We start from the raw sequence: 18,828 nt of genomic DNA, 5'->3' as shown, positions 1-18,828 counted from the left end.
CCTGGCAGCTTGACCCGTCTAGACTTTAATTACCTTGTCCAACTTTCGGGGACCAGTTCAAAACGAGGTGGGGCGGTTTTCTATTTTGCACCACAATTAGCACCACATTTTTAGTGGATGCATGTGGGAAAACGGCTATCCACTCCCCCAAGAATCGGCGGGGTCATGCGGTTTTGGGCGTGGATAGAACTCGGTGTAAATCGTTTGAGTGTTCTTCTAATCTCTAGGTCGCCGGTTCGAATCCGGCCGGGGGTACCAACTTAGAGCCGCCGTTCACTTAGCAAAACGAGTGAACGGCGGTTCTTTTTGCTTTCTCAATCAGTTCCAAGCGACACCACGATCCGCTTGGGGGCATGCTTTATGGACACGAAGGCTCCGTCAGGACTTCTTCCGGCACTAAATTCAAAACTACGAGTCTGCAATAGGCCTCAAGTTTGACATCCCTAAACAAACAACCGCCAAAGAAGCTAACCTTCTCGCACGTTATATCTATACGTTTCATCGACTCTTGAACCCACTGGTTTCGCCCTCGTCGTAGAAACCTTTCGCTGGCCGACCGTTCGGCTCCAGAATTCTGTGCTGCGCCACCGCACGTGTAACGCGATCGCTCAGGTCGGGCCTGGCATTTCCTAGTGCTTAGATTTGCCGATCCTTGCTAAAAGGATTTTTCGGTTGCAGGTCTCGCGCATGTATTTGATAGTGAAATTTCCTCAGGTCATTGTCCAGGGGTTTTGACTAAAAGTCGATCCAAAGTGGCCTCATGACCGCCCCTCACCTTCAAGTACTCAGCCGAACTCGAACTAGGCAGGTACCCGATACTTGGAGTTTCATATGCAACACCTAGAAGTGCGCTAGCAGTGCACCTGTAGTCGATGATTTTAGTTTCAACTTTTCCTAATGTGGGATAAACTCTAGGTGCTGTACAAATCAGGAGGAACAGGTAGATGGCGCTTATCGCCCCCGCTTTAGCTAAGCCGCTACTCGGCGAACGCTCCAGCGTTAACCTTATTTTCCTGATCGCAGGATTATCTTTCGCCTCTTGGGCCGGAAGACTTTCGGTGATCGATATGGTCTTTGACTTCTCAGGCTCACAGCTAGGTGCTTTTCTCTTTTTCATGACGGCTGGTACCTTAGCCGGAATTGCATTGGCTCCGACCCTTAGCCGGACGTTCTCAGCCAAAAACCTTCTACTCGTGCTCCCCATCTTCCTGGCTGCGATATTGGTGACCCTTGGCGTATCTGTCACGATTCTGGAAAGTGGTATCGCCGCCTTCATAATCTTATTTTTCAACGGGCTAATATTCGGCTGCCTTGATATCACCATGAATGTTAACGGTGCCAAGGTTGAACGGAAGCTCGGCAAAAGCATCATGCCCTCATTGCATGGATTTTTCAGTCTCGGTTCCTTACTCGGCGCAGGCATCGCAACGGCTACCCTGAGCCTAGAAATCGAAACTATCTGGCATTTCAGCTTTGTCGCCGTAGTAATTATTGGCTTAACACTCTTTGCACAGACCGGTTTTAAAACCTGGAATTACAATTACTCGGCACCACGAGACAAAACCCAGCTGAAGGCCTCCGGTGCACGTTCACGGCGCGGACTGTTGTTACTACTGGGTCTTATGGTTGCCGGGCTCAGCTTTGCGGAAGGGGCTGCCAACGATTGGCTTGCAGTGGCTTCCGTCGTCGGGCATGGGCTCAGCCATCCCAGCGGTGCGCTGATGTTTACCCTCTTTACCGGCGCTATGACCGTCGGCAGATTCACCGGCGGATCAATTGTTGATCGCATTGGAACCAAGTGTTCCCTGATGATCATGGGTCTGATCGGTCTGGTCGGGATTGTCTTGTTTATTCTCGGAGACAACATCTGGATGTTTGGAGCTGGGGCGCTACTTTGGGGGCTGGGCAGTTCACTCGGGTTCCCTGTGGGAATGTCCATTGCAGCCTCGCGCAGTGATCATCTTGGCCCACGTGCCGTGAGCGTTATCAGCGCCTTTGGCTATGGAGCTATGCTCAGCGGACCGCCGGTTATTGGGTTCGTCGCAGACGTCATCGGATTACCGCAAGCCCTTTGGCTCATTGTCACGATCTTGGTGATTTCGTTGATCATTACTCCACGAGCAGCCCAAACCGGCCAGTCTCTCGAGTAAAAAGCTAAACGGGTAGGATTGCTCGTTCTTTGATATTTCGCATCACGATAGTGCTAGTTAGCTTCTCCACTCCGGGCAGTTCAACTAACACCTCATCGTAAAGGTGCTGATAATGACTCAGATCTTTGGCGTAAACACGCAACAAGAAATCTGGTTCCCCAAAGAGTCGTTGTGCTTCTACGATCAACTCATCTTTTTCGACTGCCGCCTCGAAGGCTTTGAGTTGCGCACGATCCTTGAGTGTAACGAAGACCAAGGCCTCGAATGCCAAGCCAACGCGTTCAGGAGCAATGACAGCCTGGTAGCCGGCAATGACCCCCGCTCGCTCGAGCTCGCGAATACGTCGATGACAAGGGGCAACCGAGAGTCCAACTTTACTTGCTACCGCAGTTGCACTCATCCGGCCGTCCAGCTGCAATTCAGCGATGATAGCCCGGTCCAATTTATCCATGAACCCAGCATACAACGCAATATTTTTGCGTATTTCACCAATCAATCAAGAAAATATTGCTTACATCGGCGCTTCTTAGGCAAAAACAGCAAGCACTTTTCGACAGAATTTCCCTAACCTTATATAAGCACGTCAGGAACTATGAGGAGACACCATGGAAATCACTCAACTAACCGGCTTCCTCTTGGTCTCCGTCACCCTAGCTTGCACACCTGGCGCCGATTGGGCTTATATAATTTCCTCGGCTATCGGCCCCAAAGGTTACCGCGCGGCAGTATGGGGACTGCTGACAGGCTACCTATTCCACACCGCGCTACTTGTCTGTGGCGTGGCAGCGTTAGTAGCCAGTTCGCCACAACTGCTCCTTTGGCTAACCATGGCGGGTTCCATCTATCTACTATGGCTCGGAATTACTACGCTCACTAGCTGGAAGTCGGCAAAATTCTACCCAGCTCCCTCTGCGGACCGCGCAGAATTTGCGTCGACTAACGACCAACCCGGTGGCGCGCACAATGCACCCCCCGGGTCCCTTGCGCTTCTGACTGAAGCTCCGCCACAAGACAATTTGAGTGCCCACTGGCGCGCACCTTTCTTCAAGGGACTGCTCACCAGCGGGGTCAACCCGAAAGCGCTACTACTCTATTTGGCGCTGATTCCGCAGTTCATCAGTCCGGCCGGAAGCTGGCCATTGTCCGTTCAGACCGGCGCACTTGGCCTCACCCATTTCGCGGTATCGGTCGCCGTATACTTTGCCGTTGCCTTAACCGCACGTCTTTTATTACGCTCCAGACCACTTGCCGCACGAATTGTGACTGCATGTTCGGGGATCATCATGATTGGGCTTTCACTAGCACTTATCTATGATCAATTCTTTGGCTAACCACAATATATTGAACACTGATCAAGACAATTGAACAGTGATCAAGTATGCTCTTTTCTCAGTGGTACAAAACTCCACTAGGAACGCCATCCAGACACCGAACAACCAACGGTGACCTACTGGATGAAAAAGTACGTCGCGATGGAGCATTGTGGAATTACCAGAGATCCAACTTGAGCAAGTCACTGTCAGCTTTGAAGACCGCCCGGTTCTCACTGATATCACCCTGACGCTCAATGAACGTCGCATCGGAATCATCGGGGCAAACGGAGCCGGTAAAAGCACACTGTCGCGATTACTGAACGCACTAGTTATTCCTACCACTGGAACCGTCCGTGTGGGAGGACTAGATACGTCCAAAAACGCGAAACAGATTCGCCGCGATGTGGGTTTCGTTTTCCAGAACCCAGCTAATCAAATCATCATGCCACTGGTTGCAGACGACATAGCTTTTGGCCTGAAAAACATCGGCTTGTCCAAAGCCGAACGCAAGGTTCGAGTCACGCAGACCCTTGAGGAACTGAACATTGCCCATCTGGCAGATCGGGAGAGCCATACGCTTTCCGGAGGCGAGCAGCAAATGGTGGCCCTTGCAGCAGTGATGGCAATGCAACCTCGCACGATTGTTTTTGACGAGCCAACAACCATGCTTGATCTACGAAATCGGCTCCGCTTCCAACGCGAAATCGCCCAACTCCCGCAACGAGCCATCGTCATTACTCACGATCTAGAACTGCTAGAAGACTTTGATCGTGTCCTGGTGGTAACTGACGGGATCATAGCCTTTGATGGTCAGCCTGCGGATGCTATTGATCATTACCGCCAGTGGAGCCACGTATGATCGCCGCACACAACACCTCGTACCTCGCCAAATTACCTGCAGGACTAAAATTTGGAGCACTGCTGGTCGTCAGCATCGGCCTATACCTAATCGGTAGTTGGCAGATCCTCTCGGTGTTACTCCTTGTGAGCGTCCTCGTTTTGCTCAGTGCCCGTGTGAACTTCCGCCAGCTACGCATGCCTCTGGTGACCTTGCTTCTCATCCTTGCTATCGTCTTTGTCTCCTTAGGGATCCAGACAACATGGGACAGCGCGCTAGTGTCGGTGCTTCGCCTGCTCACCATGTGCATGTTTGCCTATGCCGTCAGCTTGACGACGACCTTTGATGCCATGCTCGAACTCTTTCAACAGGTGGCATCTCCCCTACGGCATGTCGGCGCCAACCCGGCACAAATTTCCTTAGGGCTATCTTTGGCTATTCGCTTCATTCCAGAACTCAAGCGCGCATATCTTGAAGTCCGCGAAGCCCAACATGCGCGCGGGCTAGCAAATAATCCTCTCGCCGTAGCAGTCCCTCTGGTGATTCGATCCCTACGGATCGCTGAAGATACGGCCGAGGCGCTAGAAGCACGCGGTTACGACTCCGCCGAACATTCCAAATAATCCTACCCAGACTCTCTCGCACAATCATTCGTTAGGACACTCCAATGGCAACTGCCACTAGTTCGCAAACCCGAAATACTGTTTATGTTGCAATATTTGCGGCCATGATCGCCGCTATGGGCTTAGTTCCGCCCATCGTGATCGGCATTGTGCCGGTGCCCATTACACTGCAAACTTTGGGCGTCATGCTCGCTGGAGCACTCCTTGGCCCGGTACGCGGCATGCTCTCCAGTCTGATTGTGGTTGTCCTTGCTTTAGCCGGCTTACCACTGTTAGCTGGCGGCCGCGGTGGGCTGGCCGTATTGCTAGGCCCAACCGGCGGCTACCTGCTGGGCTGGATTTTTGGTTCCTTGGTAATCGGCGCGCTGTTCAAATTCTGGGTACTCCGCCAAAAGGGTCAAACCGGTCGTATCATCACAGGATTGGTTTCGGTCATCATTGGCGGTATCGGCGTGATCTATCTGTTCGGAATTCCATGGACGGCCGCAGTGACAGGGCTTGATCTTGGTACCTCCGCGATTGGCGCCATCGCATTCCTTCCGGGTGATCTAATCAAAGCCGTGGTCACCACGCTGGTGGCCGTCACCGTGCACCGCAGCTACCGGGCACTGATGAGCTAATCCGATGGATCTTGCCAGCCAGCTGCAACAGAACGCGCGGACCCGTCCAAGACACCCCGCGGTCATCAGCACAACTCACGTTTTGGATTATCTTTCCTTAGCTGCGAGCAGCAATGCGTTGGCTGGCAAGCTACGCCAGAAAGTTTTACCCGGAAACCGTGTTGGCATCTACTGCACCGACCCCATCGCCCTGGCTATCTCCTTCCACGGGTGCATGCTGGCAGGTGTTAGCGCGATCATCCTAGATCCGGCATGGCCTTCGGCACGGCTTCTCCAAATGCTGGAACTCTTCGACTCACCCACCCTGCTTTGCGACCGCGATGGGGAGGCAGTTCTACGGGCCTTAGGCCAGAACCCGGTGCGAGTGCCATCAGATATTGACGACGTAGCTGCCGTACCGGCTTTAACGGCCTCCTACGACGCACAGTGCGAGCTGTTGGTGGTGTTCACTTCTGGATCTAGCGGATCTCCGAAGGCAGTAATGCGCAGTCGCGATTCGTGGGAGCAGTCGATCGCTAGGTGTGCCACGACCCTCGGTGCCACCAAGGACGCACGAACGATGGTGCCCGGCCCACTGACCCATGGGCTTGGCCTCTACGCTCTTGTGGAATCGATTGCCACCGGGGGAACAATCGTGGCACCCGGGCGCTGGAAAGCTCAGGACGTGACCACGTTGTTAGAAACCGAAAATTGCAATAGGGTCGTCGCTGTTCCTTCGCTGGTACGGCTCATGCTTGACCAGCTCGAGGCGAACCTACTTGCCACGCTTCGTCACGTGGTTACTGGCGGTGAACCGTTGGCTTCGCAGCTGGCCCAACGGATCTTGCGAATCTCTCCACAGATCACTTGCACCGAATACTACGGGAGTAGTGAGCACAGCCTCATTGCCTATCGGGCGCATCAACGCTCGGCCAGGTATTCGATGCCCGAATTCATCGGGACCTTCTTCGACGGCGTCCGAGCTCATTTACATGCGCCACAACGCAACGGCGTTGGACGGCTCATGATTGCTAGCGACTTTAATGCCACCGGTTATGACCCACGAGGTCCAGGCGAGTTGGAACGCTGCAAAGATTCAACCGGGGTGGGAGATCTTGCCCGCTTACTACCGGAAAACCGGGTCCAAATATTGGGGCGTCACGGTGAGATGCTCAATATTAATGGGAACAATATTTACCCGGCAGAAATTAGCGCCGCCCTAGAACAATGCGGGCTTATCCAACCAGTGGTTCAGGCTTATCGCGATGCTACGGACAAGGCAAGAATTACCGCCTATTGTCTACTTCCTGATCCACGAACGCTTCCCGATACGCTGGAACTGCACGGCGAGCTGAAAAACTTACTTCCTACCTACAAGATTCCCCATGACCTTGTGTTTTTATCTGACTGGCCACTAACGAACAGTGGAAAGCGAGATGTTTTCAACCTTCCCTTACCGACGACCGCGGGTCTAAGAAAGCTGCGTCTACGATGAATGAAGCATTGATTATCGCAGCTCGGCGCACGCCCATCGTGAGGTCGAATAAAGAGTTCGCGCAGCTAGACGCCGAGGACCTGCTAGCAAAGGTTTTTAACGCGTTGCTCGAAGATTCAGGCTTAGATCCTGCCGCGGTAGAGCACGTTTTTGCCGGAAACGCTGCCGGCCCGGGCGGAAATATAGCCCGAGTAGCCGCTCAGGCATCGTGTCTACCCCTGTCCGTTCCAGCCACCACGCTAGACGCGCAGTGTGCCAGCGCTTTAGAAGCCATTGCTGCTGGCGCAAGAATGATTCAGTGTGGCGAAGCGCGCGCAGTCATCGCCGGAGGCGTCGAATCGGTGAGTACTGCGCCGTGGCGGATGGAAAAGAATGTTGTGCCCGGCTCTCCCCCACGCATCTATTCACGAGCTCGTTTTACCCCACGCCCTCACGCGGACCCAGATATGGGCGTCGCGGCAGAAAACATTGCCACAGAGTTTAACATCTCACGCAGAGCCCAAGACGATTTTGCATTACGAAGCCACCAACGTGCGGTCCAGGCTCAGCAAACCGCGCGATTCGATAACGAGATAGTGGAAGTTCACACCGCTACCGGTCTGGTCAACCGCGATACTTGTCCGCGACCGGGACTCACGGAGGGAAAGCTTGGGGCGTTGCGCCCGGCGTTTGTTCCGGGTGGCACGGTGACTGCAGGTAATTCTTGTCCCATTAATGATGGCGCCGCAGCGGTGCTAATCGTTGACGCCGAGTATTTTAATCAGTTGGGCGCAAATTTTGCGCTGCGTTACCTGTCCACCGGCAGTGGCGCGTGCGACCCACAAATCTTGGGCATGGCAGCCGTTCTCGCGTATCAAAAACTCGAGCTGCTCCTGGGCAAACGCAGACTGGCCCAGGCTGGACTCATTGAGTTTAACGAAGCCTTTGCTGTACAGGCCCTCGCCTGCCTGGCTCAACTTGGCATAGCCCCTGAAGATGTAAATCGTGAGGGTGGGGCGTTGGCACTGGGCCACCCCTACGGGGCCAGTGGTGCCATTCTGAGCACCAGGCTGTTCTGGCAGGCTAAAGAAAAGAAGATTCAAGACGAGCTGTGCTTGGCTTTGATGGCGGCAGCCGGTGGTACCGGCACCGCAATGGCTTTTGAAACGGTACACACACCAGATCGCTAAGGCTTGCGATAAGCACTTTAAACGCAAAGAAAAGGCGCCTTCCAAAATCCGTAGCGGATTTCGAAAGGCGCCTTTAGCAATACAACTTAGATGTTGAAACCAAGTGCTCGCATCTGGTCGCGACCATCATCGGTGATACGTTCTGGACCCCAAGGTGGCATCCAGACCCAGTTCAGACGATGCTCGTCGACAACGCTTTCCATAGCCTGGGCGACCTGCTCTTCGATAATATCGGTGAGCGGGCATGCTGCGGTGGTGAGCGTCATATCGAGAATTAGCACGCCGTCTTCGGCGTACTTCATTCCGTAAAGCAGACCCAAGTCGACAATGTTGACGCCGAGTTCCGGGTCAATCACGTCTTTGAGCGCCTCTTCGACATCTTCCAGCGGAGTCGTTTTGGCTCCTGTGCTCTGTTCGGTTATTTCACTCATGGGTTATACCTTACTAGGCCTGAACGTTGAGGAAACGGTCGTAACCTTCTTCTTCCAAACGGTCTGCGAGTTCTGCGCCACCCTGCTCAGCGATACGACCATCAACGAACACGTGCACGAAGTCTGGCTTGATGTAGCGCAGGATGCGAGTGTAGTGGGTGATCAGCAAAGTGCCCATCTGGTTTTCTTCCTGAGCGCGGTTAACACCCTCAGAAACGGTCTTCAACGCGTCAACGTCAAGGCCCGAGTCGGTCTCATCCAGAATCGAGAACTTAGGCTTGAACAGTTCCATCTGCAAGATTTCAACGCGCTTCTTCTCGCCACCGGAGAAGCCTTCGTTGACGTTACGGCTAGCGAAGTCCGCATCGATCTTCAGCTTCGCCATGGCTTCCTTGACGTCCTTGGTCCAGGTACGCAGCTTCGGCGCTTCGCCGTCGATTGCGGTCTTGGCGGTACGCAGGAAGTTAGTCATGGTCACGCCTGGGACCTCAACTGGGTACTGCATGGCCAGGAACAGGCCTGCCTTGGCACGCTCGTCAACGCTCATCTCCAGTACGTCGGCACCGTCAAGGGTAATCGAACCCGAGGTGACCTTGTAGCGTGGGTGACCGGCGATGGTCGAAGCCAAGGTGGACTTGCCCGAGCCGTTAGGGCCCATGATTGCGTGGGTTTCGTTGGTGTTGATTACCAACGAAACACCCTTGAGAATTTCCTTCTCGCCCTGCTCGGTGTCGATCGAGACGTGCAGGTCTTTGATTTCCAGAGTAGACATACGTCGTTCCGTTTCTATATCTAAAAGGCTGGTAGAACCGGCGCTACTTAAAGGTGAGTAGCTGCCAATTCTTCTTCGATGGTGTCGGTCAAGCGCTCTTCGAGCTGCTCGTCACCGATCTGCTGGACGATTTCGTTCAGGAAGCCACGAACCACCAAGCGGCGGGCGGTCTTCTCATCGATACCGCGGGCCATCAGGTAGAACAGGTGCTCGTCGTCGAAGCGTCCGGTGGTGGATGCGTGTCCGGCACCGTCGATGAGGCCGGTCTCGATTTCCAGGTTAGGAACCGAGTCGGCACGAGTACCGTCGGTGAGCACCAGGTTGCGGTTTGCTTCGTAGGAGTCGGTACCCACAGCGGCCTTCTGGATCAGCACGTCGCCAACCCAGACCGTGTGTGCGCCCTTGCCCTGCAAGGCACCCTTGTACAGCACGTTCGACTTGCAGTTAGGAACCGCGTGATCAACGAACAAGCGGTGTTCCAGGTGCTGACCGGCGTCGGCGAAGTACAGGCCGTACAGCTCGATCTCTGCGTGTTCCCCAGCAAAACGAGCCGATGGGTTCACGCGCACCAAGTCGCCACCGAAGGTGACAACAATGTGCTTGAAGGTCGCGTCCTTGGCTACCACAGCCTGCTGCGAGGAAGCGTGGATTGCATCCGACTCCCAAGCCTGCAGGGAGACAACACGCAAGCGCGCGCCCTGGCGAACATCAAATTCGATGTTCTGCGCCAGCACTGCCGAACCAACGTGGTCGATAACGACCATGGCTTCGGAGTTCTCCTCGGCCACGATGATCAGGTGCTGAGCTGCAGGTTCCAGCGACTCACCGGTGATGCGAAGGATGCTCTTGGTGTTCTCGGCGTTAGCCGGGATGGTAAGAACCTGTGCGCCATCGGCGTACTTCCAGCCGTTGGCCGACACGCGGTCATCGGGGGTGAAAGCGTTGCCGCGGATCGCGTCATCTGCCGCGACGGTGCGCAGCGTGACGTTCTCTGAGCCGGTCAGCTCGACCTTTGGTGCCTGACCGGTCAGTTCTGCGGTGTGCAGTGAACCGATACGCTTCAGCGGGGTAAAGCGCCAGTCTTCTTCACGACCGGTGAGCTTTGGGAAATCTTCAACGTTGTAGCTGGTCAACCGGCCTGCACGCGAAGAATCCGTGACACCTTCGCCGCCACCATGGCTGTGGCTCTTGGAAGAAGCCCCGGCTAGTGGTGAGGAAGCGCTGTCGTTTAGTGGCGAAAGGTTTTCGCCCTCTTCGGTGAAGCCCGGAATCGATGGGGCGCCAATGCGCGCCTTCTCTTCGGGAATCTGAGTGGTGGTCTCCGACATTCTTAGCCGACCGATCCTTCCATCTGGAGTTCAATAAGGCGGTTCAGTTCCAGCGCGTATTCCATTGGAAGCTCACGTGCGATTGGCTCAACGAAGCCACGCACGATCATTGCCATTGCCTCGTCCTCGGCCATGCCGCGGGACATCAGGTAGAACAGCTGTTCTTCAGAAACACGGGAAACCGTCGCCTCGTGGCCCATGGTCACGTCATCCTCGCGGACGTCGATGTATGGGTAAGTGTCCGAACGCGAGATCTGGTCAACCAGCAACGCGTCACACACGACCGAGTTCTTTGTACCCTTGGCACCTTCGCGGACCTGGACCAAGCCACGGTAAGCGGAGCGGCCACCGTTACGAGCCACCGACTTAGCGACAATAGCGCTAGAGGTGTTCGGAGCGATGTGAACCATCTTCGAACCGGTGTCCTGGTGCTGACCTTCGCCGGCGAAGGCGATGGACAGGGTTTCACCCTTGGCGTGCTCGCCAACCAGGTATACGGCTGGGTACTTCATGGTGACCTTGGAGCCGATGTTGCCATCGACCCATTCCATGGTGGCGCCTTCTTCACAGATGGCACGCTTGGTCACGAGGTTGTACACGTTGGTCGACCAGTTCTGGATCGTCGTGTAGCGAACGCGAGCGTTCTTCTTCACGATGATCTCGACTACTGCCGAGTGCAGCGAGTCCGACTGGTAGATCGGAGCGGTGCAACCCTCAATGTAGTGAACGTAGGAATCTTCATCGGCGATGATCAAAGTACGTTCGAACTGACCCATGTTTTCCGTGTTGATACGGAAGTAGGCCTGCAGTGGGATCTCTACGTGGACGCCCTTAGGAACGTACACGAAGGAGCCACCGGACCAAGTCGCGGTGTTCAGCGAAGCGAACTTGTTATCGCCTGCCGGGATGACCGAGCCGAAGTATTCTTTGAAGACATCTTCGTGTTCCCGCAACGCGGTATCGGTATCGAGGAAGATCACACCCTGAGCTTCAAGGTCTTCACGCAGCTGGTGATAAACAACCTCGGACTCGTACTGCGCGGCAACACCGGAAACCAGACGCTGCTTCTCAGCCTCTGGAATACCCAGCTTGTCATAGGTGTTCTTGATATCTTCCGGAAGGTCTTCCCACGAGGTGGCTTGCTTCTCGGTCGAGCGAACGAAGTACTTGATGTTGTCGAAGTCGATGCCCGAGAGGTCTGGACCCCAGGTTGGCATTGGCTTGCGATCGAAGTACTTCAAGCCCTTCTGGCGTAGCTCCAACATCCACTCAGGTTCTGACTTGAGGTTGGAAATGTTGGCTACAACTTCAGCGTCAACGCCACGGCGTGCATTTGCACCCGCGTCGTTCTTATCTGACCAGCCGTATTCGTAATTACCGATTCCTTGGAGTTCGGGGTTCTTCTCCAGAATTTCGGAAATTACACCTGGGTCAGCAGACTCCTGTGCAATCTGATCCGTCATCGCGGCCTCTCCATCTTCGTGAACTGAATTCGAGTTCTCTTCTCAGCGCGTAACGGCGCCTTTCCGCGACCCACTGGAATGTGGGTCGTGCACACATGTCCGCCACCGGCCAATGTCGAGAGCCTTCGCACATCAACACCGACCAGTCGAGCAAACATTTCAGTCTCCATGTCGCAAAACACCGGAAACTCGCGTGCCAAATCTTGTATGGGGCAATGCCCCTGGCACAGCTGAACGCTGCGCATTAGTGCTTTCGAAACTTTCGCTTCGACATTGCGGGTGTACCCCACAAAACCGTCGGAACTGAGCAACTCGCTAAGCTTCGTTGCTCGTTCTTCAAGTCCTTCTATACCGTCCATTGCCTTCGCATAACGGATTTCCATCGTCGCGAAGCGGTCCCGCGCGAATTTGCGAATCGCATCTTCGCCGGCCGCATCTCCCAGCACCTTCAGTGCTTGGGTGGCGATGTCTAGGTAATCGTTGCCCAGCTTCGTCTGTCCGCGGTGCGATAGTACGTACCTGCGGGACGGCCGACCTGCGCCCGACTTCTGATTTGCTACCAGCTTTACCTCAACAAGCCCTGCTTTTGACAGCGCGTCAAGGTGACGGCGAACCGCTGCTGGCGTGAACCCGAGCTTGCTGCCAAGCTCGGCCGCACTGACCGGTCCGTCTTCGAGCACCGCGTTTAGAACTCGGTCTCGCGTGCGCTCCTCAGTATCCCCAACCGTGCCAACCGTAGTGCCGGTTGCGGTACTAGCTGTGTCTGAATTAGATGAATACACAACACAAGCATGCCTATATTTTTCCCCCACGTCTAGTAAGGAAGGACTTACTAAGGTAGGGCTAGTCATTCCGGGAATCTCAGGGATTTCGTGCCCTATGGCTATCATCCTCCGCGCCGAAACCTAAATCGAGCCTTCGTGACTAAAGACTCAGCCCTTACGACTTCGACATGACGTAGAATGCTGTGGTGTCTTCAGTTACTCCCAGCCTCATTATTAGTGAGCTGAGCAAGGATTTGGGACCGGTTCCTGCGCTGAATAATCGCATGCTCAGGGTCCTGGATTCCGTCTCCCTCAAAGCCCTCCCCGGCCAAGTCACAACCCTTTTGGGCTCTAATGGTGCCGGCAAGTCCACCACGCTCGCCTGCGCTCAGGGCCTTTTGCGACCCGAGGGTGGAACGATTGAACTGCTCGGCCAAGATCCCTTTGGCGACAACCCCGACCTTCGTTCGCGGGTCGGCGTGATGTTGCAAGATGGAGGATTGCCTCCGTCAATGCGACCGATTCCGCTTTTGCGCCACGTGGCTGGAATGTACAAAAAACCCATCGATATCGATGCGCTGATCACTCGGCTGGATCTTGAATCATTCGGTAGCCGCACTATTCGCCGGCTTTCTGGGGGACAAAAACAACGTGTCGCCTTAGCCCTCGCGCTAGCCGGGGACCCTGAAGTCCTCTTCTTAGACGAGCCGAGCGCCGGATTAGACCCGCAATCACGTCAGGTCGTCTTTGATCTAATCAGCGAACAACGCGACCTCGGTAAAGCCATCGTACTGACCACACACCTGATGGATGATGCACAGCGCTTAAGTGACTATGTGTACATTATCGACAAGGGCCGAACCGTTACACAGGGCACCGTCACCGAGCTGACAACTTTGGCCGCTTCTGAGCACGAAAACCGTCCGGTGAACTTTGGCGCGAGCCCATCCTTAGAATTGCCGCAACCGCCAGCCGGACTACATCTGAGCGAGACTGCACCTGGCGAATACCATCTAACCGGCGTCAGTTCGGCGGAGCATCTTAACTGGCTGACAAGCTGGTGGGCCCGTGAAGGTATCTTGCCGACCCACATGAACTTGCAGGCACGCAGCCTCGAAGATGTCTTCTTGGAATTTGCGCAAAAAGAGGAAACGGTATGAGCCCGACAATGAGCCAATCCAACGCCGTGTCCATGCCCAAGCGCATCGCCTTACAGGGCAAATACGAAACATTGATGATGCTCAGCAACGGTGAGCAGTTAGTACTCGCCGTAGTGTTGCCCATTATTGCCCTGTTTGGACTGACCTTCACGGATCTTCTGGAAGGTGTGGCACCACGCAGCATTGATGCAGCAGTGCCCGGAGTGTTGGCCCTCTGCGTCATTTCCACAGCCTTCACCGGTCAAGGCATCGGCACTGGCTTTGACCGACGCTACGGCGTACTGCGAATGTTCTCTACTACCCCATTGGGTAAAGCAGGCTTGATCTTCGGCAAGGTAATTGCGGTACTCACCGTATTAGCTATCCAGGTAGTACTGATTACCATCGTGGCCTTACTTCTGGGCTGGGAGCCAAACCTTTTGGGAATCATTCCCGCCGTGTTGTTCCTACTCCTTGGCGCTGCGACGTTTACTGCTTTGGGATTGCTTATTGCCGGTACGGTTCGCCCCGAAGCGACACTTGCTATCACCAACTTGGCCTGGGTCCTCCTCGCCGGAGTCGGCGGAGTGCTGTTCCCCTTAACGATGGCCCCGGCCTGGCTTCAGCCAACGCTAGATGCTTTGCCTTCGGCTGCACTCGGTGACGCCCTTCGCGCGGCGCTCATCGAGGGGCATTTCAGCCTTGCCAGCGTGATCTTCTTGGTGCTTTGGGCCGCTGCCGGCTCCTTTGCCGCCATCAAACTTTTCAAATGGAACTAACCAACACAAAGTAAGGGAGATTTCCATGTCTTCAAACCTAGTCACCCCAAGCTGGGCCGATAGGTTGCCGACGCACGTCACCCGGCTTGTTCACGGTCTGGCGATCGCCTCCTTGATCTCTCAGGTTGGCATCATCATCACCGGTGGCGCAGTACGACTGACCAAATCTGGTTTGGGCTGCTCACACTGGCCAAACTGCGTCCCGGGTTCCATGACCCCGGTCCCTGAGATGGGCGTGCACGGCCTCATTGAGTTCGGTAACCGCCTACTCACCTTTGTGTTGCTGGCTATTGCAGTGGCGTTTTTTATCGCCGTCTGGAATATGCGCAAAACTCATCGCTCGATCTTCACCCTTGCTTGGGTTCTTTTGGCAGGCATTCCCGCTCAGGGCGTCATCGGTGGCATCACCGTATTGACCGACCTAAACCCTTGGGTTGTGTCCCTGCACTTCATTCTTTCGGGAACGCTGGTCTGCTTGGCCACCATTTTGGTCAACCGCACCCGACGAGAGCTAAAGCAAGAAAATCACCAAGCTTCGACGAAATCGGTTGGTCAGTTCGCCACCGCCGCTTGGATATTGTCCATGCTCGCAGTCATTATGGGCACCATCGTCACCGGCACCGGCCCACACGCAGGTGACGCTTCTGCACCTCGTCACCTCTTTGATCCATTGCTAGTCACTCGCATGCATACCGCACCGGTATACCTGTTGATTGTGGCCACTATTGCAGTACTCGTCTTGGCCTACCGCGCCGATGGCAACTCAAAGGTCCGTACAGCTGCCTGGTGGATGGTAGTGGTCATCCTCGCGCAGGCGGCCATCGGATACACCCAGCACTTCACTGGCTTACCTATCACCTTGGTACTGCTACATATGCTCGGCGCTAGCCTGCTGCTGGTGGCGGCCACCAACCTGTGGGACTGTGCCGTCCGGCTTCCTCGGAGCGAACGCGTAGAACAGCGCTAAACGCTATCTAAGACTCAAGCGGCTGGATCCCCGGGGGATCCAGCCGCTTTTGCTTTGCCCTGCCGCTGTGGTCGTTCTAGCGGGTGATGCCTGCTCTAGGGCGCAGTCGCAGCAGCCCATAAATTCCGAAAGACAAAACAATCCCGCCAAACAGCCAGATCGCCCCCACGAGCATTCCACTATCGAATACCGCGACGATCAGGGCCAACACTCCGTATGCCAACACGGCCCAGTAAGAGATACGCAAATTGAGTATGATCCCGACTGCTATCGCCAAGCAAGCAACGGCCCAGATCAGCGCGGGAAGCATGAAAACTCCAATATTGCCGCGTTCGACCCCACTTGCGACGAGCACAACGGGAAGAAGCATAATCAGCACACCGATAATTCGCAGGACAAGCGATTCTCTTCTCCCCGCCTGCAAAGATTTAGCAAAGGGCAGCATCGTGGCCAACCAAATTACGATTGCCATCGGAGCATAGAACAGTCCAGCGTCAATTGGATCAGAAACAACTAATGCGGAAGCTGCCACGGCGCAGATCAATGTTGCCCAGCGACGCATCCTCAATGGCACCAGTAAGAGCACCGCTAGCAGAGCAGCCGGCACCAGTGTGAGCACCGCTATTCCGGGCCCATAAAGTTCCACAAGCGCTGTTAGCGAACGTTCGGTTGAACTCGTGTAGTCCGGATGCTGGCCCTCCGCGTTACGAAGAAAGAAACTTACAATCGCCGCGGTAAAAGTTGCCAGTGCGATAGCAACGCCAATGAGAGTATTCCCTACCGGCCAGGGACCCGTTCCACGCGGTTCGGGGACCCCCAGCTCACTGCGAGATGCCTTGGCCACTTCTCTGGGCTCCCCCAAGGCACTGATGACTTCCGATTCGGTACGGCCACTCAGTCTTGACTCCTCGATATGCTCGGAGATGTCTTGGAGAATGACTCGTCGCTGAGCTTCAGGCAGGTCCGCCAAGTATCCGCTAAGTTGACGTACATAGCGCTTGGCAGTCACATCCGGCTTGGTACTAAACATGATGTCCTCCTAATAAACCGTCCACCTGATAACTCAGCTGACCCCAGACCGAGCCAAAGAGTTCTAGTGATTGCCTACCGTTGCCGGTAATTGCGTAATACTTGCGAGAGCGTGAACCGTCGACTTGTTCCCAGCGCGTCGCAACACTTCCCGCGTCTTTCATTCTGGCTAGCAGGGGGTAAAGGCTCCCCTCGCTGGCTGTCAGTTCCAACTCAACGAGCTGATTCGCAATCTCAAGCCCATACATATCCCGCTCCGACAACAACGCAAGAACGCAGTATTCAAGCACTCCCTTGCGCAGGTTCGTGGCGATCTTTTCCGCGTTGAGATTCATACATCGAACTTACCTTGCGTAACAAGTCTTGTATAGCAAGAGAGCTAAACGTTAGCTATTCTTTACCAACTCATCAGCGCCACGTCCGTTGCCACTACGCCGATTTTCCAGACAGTAACCAGGGCAAATGGAAAATCCCCGCTTCCGGCAACGGAAACGGGGATCTATTCAGGACTTTTAGCCAAACAGCGGACTGCCCACGAATGGGTCGAATGCCAGAGCCACGAAGACCAGTGACAAGTAGGTAATCGAGATATGGAAGACCTTCATGGCCTTACGGTTCATCTCAGCAGGACTATGGTCACGCTGGGTCTCGCGGTAAAGAACGTGCGATTCATAAACGAACCAAATGCCCGCCCCGCCGGCAACCGCAGTGTAGACGATGCCTGCATAGCCCATAGGAAGCAAGAGCAACGAACAAACGACCGTGGCCCATGCGTAGAGTACAACCTGAACCGAGACTCGACGTGCATTGGCGATAGCACCAAGCATTGGCACCGAAGCAGCGTTGTAGTCATCGGCGTACTTCATTGACAATGGCCAATAGTGTGGCGGAGTCCAGAGGAAGATCACCAGGAACAAGATGATCGCCGGCCACTCGACGGTTTCGGTCACAGCTGCCCAGGCGATCAGCACTGGCATGCAGCCTGCAATTCCGCCCCAGACGATATTCTGCGAGGTGCGACGCTTAAGAATCATCGTGTAAAGAACCACGTATAGAAGAATCGCGGCAAGACCAAGTGCAGTGGTGAGCGGGTTGGTGCCGAACCAGAACACCGCGAGTGAAGCAATTGCCAATACCCAAGAGAAGATTAATGCTTCGCGAGGGGTGACATCACCGGTAACCAACGGGCGACCCTTGGTCCGCTTCATCAGCTTGTCCATGTCGCGATCCAGATAACAGTTAAACGATCCTGCCGCACCTGCGGACATTGCGCCACCTACAAGGGTTGCGATCATCAGCCAGACATCGGGGAAACCGCGCTGCGCGAAAATCATCGTGGGCAGGGTGGTCACCAGGAGCAGCTCTATGACGCGAGGCTTAGTCAACGCCACATAGGAACCGGCCTTACGCTTGACAAAATCCCCGGTGCTTTCATCAGGTTGACGCGACGAGCGCGGCACTGACGTTCCGGTGACATTAAGAGTCTTCAATTAAACGCACTCAGTTCTACACGGGTACAAGACAGACATCTTTTATTCTACGACGAATAGAAGTCGGGCGGTAGTTGCCTTGAGGAAGTATTGCCGAATATCGGCGTGATTCCAGTCATCTTATACATCAACGCGCAGTCACTGACTTCCCAATACTCAGGTGTATACAGGGTGACTTTCACCGGGCCACTGGGTTTTCAGTTCCGCAGTCACTGCACGCTAATCACATGCTTATAGATTTGTTATCTGACCTTCAACAAAGTTTACAATTTGTAGGCTGATGGCGTTTGGCGGTTCCATAACCGACTCTCCAACCTCCATTTAGCATGACGCAACACCTCTGTGGCGGGCTTTTCTCAACTCTCGGTCGAAATTACTACTGCCGTGGCGGGCTCAAGGTTCGAGTTAGGACACCAGGTTTCTGCGCTCCGCGATGTTCGAGGGGTCAAAGATAGATTCAAATTCTGCGTGTCATGTTT

19 protein-coding genes are annotated in these 18,828 nt (G+C 54.7%); 10 read left to right on the top strand and 9 right to left on the bottom strand.

Annotated features, from left to right (window positions below):
• Positions 1 to 944: 944 nt before the first annotated feature.
• Positions 945 to 2,150, top strand: coding sequence for an MFS transporter (locus tag IEX04_RS11715; protein ID WP_188685863.1), 1,206 nt, complete (start codon positions 945 to 947; stop codon positions 2,148 to 2,150).
• Between the two features lie 4 nt (positions 2,151 to 2,154).
• On the opposite strand, the gene IEX04_RS11710 is transcribed toward IEX04_RS11715, so the two are convergent.
• Positions 2,155 to 2,601, bottom strand: coding sequence for an Lrp/AsnC family transcriptional regulator (locus tag IEX04_RS11710; protein ID WP_096254675.1), 447 nt, complete (start codon positions 2,599 to 2,601; stop codon positions 2,155 to 2,157).
• A gap of 154 nt (positions 2,602 to 2,755) precedes the next feature.
• Here IEX04_RS11710 and IEX04_RS11705 point away from each other — a divergent pair, with 154 nt between their 5' ends.
• The 6 genes from IEX04_RS11705 (at position 2,756) to IEX04_RS11680 (ending at position 8,187) form a co-directional block, all read left to right on the top strand.
• A complete protein-coding gene (locus tag IEX04_RS11705) occupies positions 2,756 to 3,481 on the top strand; it encodes a LysE family translocator (RefSeq protein WP_188685862.1) in 726 nt (241 codons plus the stop codon).
• A gap of 151 nt (positions 3,482 to 3,632) precedes the next feature.
• Positions 3,633 to 4,322 carry an energy-coupling factor ABC transporter ATP-binding protein gene (locus IEX04_RS11700; protein ID WP_188685861.1) on the top strand — a complete coding sequence of 230 codons (690 nt, stop codon included), beginning with the start codon at positions 3,633 to 3,635 and terminating at the stop codon, positions 4,320 to 4,322.
• On the top strand, positions 4,319 to 4,924 hold the full coding sequence (locus IEX04_RS11695; RefSeq protein ID WP_188685860.1) for an energy-coupling factor transporter transmembrane component T family protein: 606 nt from the start codon (positions 4,319 to 4,321) through the stop codon (positions 4,922 to 4,924). The genes IEX04_RS11700 and IEX04_RS11695 overlap by 4 nt, the downstream gene beginning before the upstream one ends.
• Positions 4,925 to 4,968: 44 nt before the next feature.
• Positions 4,969 to 5,544, top strand: coding sequence for a biotin transporter BioY (locus IEX04_RS11690; RefSeq protein ID WP_096254604.1), 576 nt, complete (start codon positions 4,969 to 4,971; stop codon positions 5,542 to 5,544).
• A 4-nt stretch (positions 5,545 to 5,548) separates the two neighbouring features.
• Positions 5,549 to 7,018 carry a class I adenylate-forming enzyme family protein gene (locus tag IEX04_RS11685; RefSeq protein ID WP_188685859.1) on the top strand — a complete coding sequence of 490 codons (1,470 nt, stop codon included), beginning with the start codon at positions 5,549 to 5,551 and terminating at the stop codon, positions 7,016 to 7,018.
• On the top strand, positions 7,015 to 8,187 hold the full coding sequence (locus IEX04_RS11680; RefSeq protein ID WP_188685858.1) for a thiolase family protein: 1,173 nt from the start codon (positions 7,015 to 7,017) through the stop codon (positions 8,185 to 8,187). Before IEX04_RS11685 ends, IEX04_RS11680 begins: the two co-directional genes overlap by 4 nt.
• Positions 8,188 to 8,273: 86 nt before the next feature.
• On the opposite strand, the gene IEX04_RS11675 is transcribed toward IEX04_RS11680, so the two are convergent.
• From IEX04_RS11675 to IEX04_RS11655, 5 genes are read right to left on the bottom strand one after another with little or no spacing between them, the layout of a single operon-like run.
• Positions 8,274 to 8,618: a metal-sulfur cluster assembly factor gene (locus IEX04_RS11675; protein ID WP_096254601.1), complete on the bottom strand. Its 345-nt coding sequence runs from the start codon at positions 8,616 to 8,618 to the stop codon at positions 8,274 to 8,276.
• Positions 8,619 to 8,631: 13 nt separating this feature from the next.
• Positions 8,632 to 9,390, bottom strand: a complete 759-nt coding sequence (gene sufC / locus IEX04_RS11670; protein WP_188685857.1) for a Fe-S cluster assembly ATPase SufC — start codon at positions 9,388 to 9,390, stop codon at positions 8,632 to 8,634.
• A gap of 47 nt (positions 9,391 to 9,437) precedes the next feature.
• On the bottom strand, positions 9,438 to 10,718 hold the full coding sequence (sufD, locus tag IEX04_RS11665) for a Fe-S cluster assembly protein SufD (protein ID WP_096254599.1): 1,281 nt from the start codon (positions 10,716 to 10,718) through the stop codon (positions 9,438 to 9,440).
• A 2-nt stretch (positions 10,719 to 10,720) separates the two neighbouring features.
• Positions 10,721 to 12,181 carry a Fe-S cluster assembly protein SufB gene (gene sufB / locus IEX04_RS11660; RefSeq protein WP_096254598.1) on the bottom strand — a complete coding sequence of 487 codons (1,461 nt, stop codon included), beginning with the start codon at positions 12,179 to 12,181 and terminating at the stop codon, positions 10,721 to 10,723.
• Positions 12,178 to 12,963 (bottom strand): helix-turn-helix transcriptional regulator, encoded by a 786-nt coding sequence (locus IEX04_RS11655; RefSeq protein ID WP_229677115.1) that lies wholly within the window; start codon positions 12,961 to 12,963, stop codon positions 12,178 to 12,180. Before IEX04_RS11655 ends, sufB begins: the two co-directional genes overlap by 4 nt.
• Positions 12,964 to 13,151: 188 nt before the next feature.
• On the opposite strand from IEX04_RS11655, the gene IEX04_RS11650 reads away from it, so the two are divergent.
• From IEX04_RS11650 to IEX04_RS11640, 3 genes are read left to right on the top strand one after another with little or no spacing between them, the layout of a single operon-like run.
• Positions 13,152 to 14,105: an ABC transporter ATP-binding protein gene (locus tag IEX04_RS11650; RefSeq protein ID WP_382344695.1), complete on the top strand. Its 954-nt coding sequence runs from the start codon at positions 13,152 to 13,154 to the stop codon at positions 14,103 to 14,105.
• On the top strand, positions 14,102 to 14,863 hold the full coding sequence (locus IEX04_RS11645; protein ID WP_188685855.1) for an ABC transporter permease: 762 nt from the start codon (positions 14,102 to 14,104) through the stop codon (positions 14,861 to 14,863). Before IEX04_RS11650 ends, IEX04_RS11645 begins: the two co-directional genes overlap by 4 nt.
• A 25-nt stretch (positions 14,864 to 14,888) precedes the next feature.
• Positions 14,889 to 15,830 (top strand): COX15/CtaA family protein, encoded by a 942-nt coding sequence (locus tag IEX04_RS11640; protein WP_096254595.1) that lies wholly within the window; start codon positions 14,889 to 14,891, stop codon positions 15,828 to 15,830.
• A 76-nt stretch (positions 15,831 to 15,906) separates the two neighbouring features.
• Here IEX04_RS11640 and IEX04_RS11635 read toward each other — a convergent pair whose 3' ends face one another.
• The 3 genes from IEX04_RS11635 to IEX04_RS11625 form a co-directional block, all read right to left on the bottom strand.
• Positions 15,907 to 16,860: a DUF1700 domain-containing protein gene (locus IEX04_RS11635; RefSeq protein ID WP_188685853.1), complete on the bottom strand. Its 954-nt coding sequence runs from the start codon at positions 16,858 to 16,860 to the stop codon at positions 15,907 to 15,909.
• A complete protein-coding gene (locus IEX04_RS11630) occupies positions 16,853 to 17,194 on the bottom strand; it encodes a PadR family transcriptional regulator (protein ID WP_096254593.1) in 342 nt (113 codons plus the stop codon). The genes IEX04_RS11635 and IEX04_RS11630 overlap by 8 nt, the downstream gene beginning before the upstream one ends.
• Before the next feature lie 177 nt (positions 17,195 to 17,371).
• The gene (locus IEX04_RS11625) at positions 17,372 to 18,319 is read right to left on the bottom strand and encodes a heme o synthase (RefSeq protein ID WP_188685879.1); all 948 of its coding nucleotides are present in this window, start codon (positions 18,317 to 18,319) and stop codon (positions 17,372 to 17,374) included.
• Between the last annotated feature and the right edge of the window lie 509 nt (positions 18,320 to 18,828).

Origin of the sequence: Glutamicibacter ardleyensis, assembly GCF_014644555.1 — a bacterium.
Taxonomy (GTDB): Bacteria; Actinomycetota; Actinomycetes; order Actinomycetales; family Micrococcaceae; genus Glutamicibacter; species Glutamicibacter bergerei.
The sequence above is the reverse complement of the archived record's forward strand: the minus strand, read 5'-3'. Positions and strand labels throughout refer to the sequence as shown.

Excerpts from the sequence above, each read along its gene's own strand:
- IEX04_RS11680 (WP_188685858.1), top strand. The coding sequence starts at position 7,015 with ATGAATGAAGCATTGATTATCGCAGCTCGGCGCACGCCCATCGTGAGG.
- IEX04_RS11640 (WP_096254595.1), top strand. The coding sequence starts at position 14,889 with ATGTCTTCAAACCTAGTCACCCCAAGCTGGGCCGATAGGTTGCCGACG.
- IEX04_RS11695 (WP_188685860.1), top strand. The coding sequence starts at position 4,319 with ATGATCGCCGCACACAACACCTCGTACCTCGCCAAATTACCTGCAGGA.
- sufD (WP_096254599.1), bottom strand. The coding sequence starts at position 10,718 with ATGTCGGAGACCACCACTCAGATTCCCGAAGAGAAGGCGCGCATTGGC.
- sufC (WP_188685857.1), bottom strand. The coding sequence starts at position 9,390 with ATGTCTACTCTGGAAATCAAAGACCTGCACGTCTCGATCGACACCGAG.
- IEX04_RS11635 (WP_188685853.1), bottom strand. The coding sequence starts at position 16,860 with ATGTTTAGTACCAAGCCGGATGTGACTGCCAAGCGCTATGTACGTCAA.
- IEX04_RS11675 (WP_096254601.1), bottom strand. The coding sequence starts at position 8,618 with ATGAGTGAAATAACCGAACAGAGCACAGGAGCCAAAACGACTCCGCTG.
- IEX04_RS11710 (WP_096254675.1), bottom strand. The coding sequence starts at position 2,601 with ATGGATAAATTGGACCGGGCTATCATCGCTGAATTGCAGCTGGACGGC.
- IEX04_RS11705 (WP_188685862.1), top strand. The coding sequence starts at position 2,756 with ATGGAAATCACTCAACTAACCGGCTTCCTCTTGGTCTCCGTCACCCTA.
- IEX04_RS11690 (WP_096254604.1), top strand. The coding sequence starts at position 4,969 with ATGGCAACTGCCACTAGTTCGCAAACCCGAAATACTGTTTATGTTGCA.
- IEX04_RS11685 (WP_188685859.1), top strand. The coding sequence starts at position 5,549 with ATGGATCTTGCCAGCCAGCTGCAACAGAACGCGCGGACCCGTCCAAGA.
- sufB (WP_096254598.1), bottom strand. The coding sequence starts at position 12,181 with ATGACGGATCAGATTGCACAGGAGTCTGCTGACCCAGGTGTAATTTCC.
- IEX04_RS11630 (WP_096254593.1), bottom strand. The coding sequence starts at position 17,194 with ATGAATCTCAACGCGGAAAAGATCGCCACGAACCTGCGCAAGGGAGTG.
- IEX04_RS11715 (WP_188685863.1), top strand. The coding sequence starts at position 945 with ATGGCGCTTATCGCCCCCGCTTTAGCTAAGCCGCTACTCGGCGAACGC.
- IEX04_RS11645 (WP_188685855.1), top strand. The coding sequence starts at position 14,102 with ATGAGCCCGACAATGAGCCAATCCAACGCCGTGTCCATGCCCAAGCGC.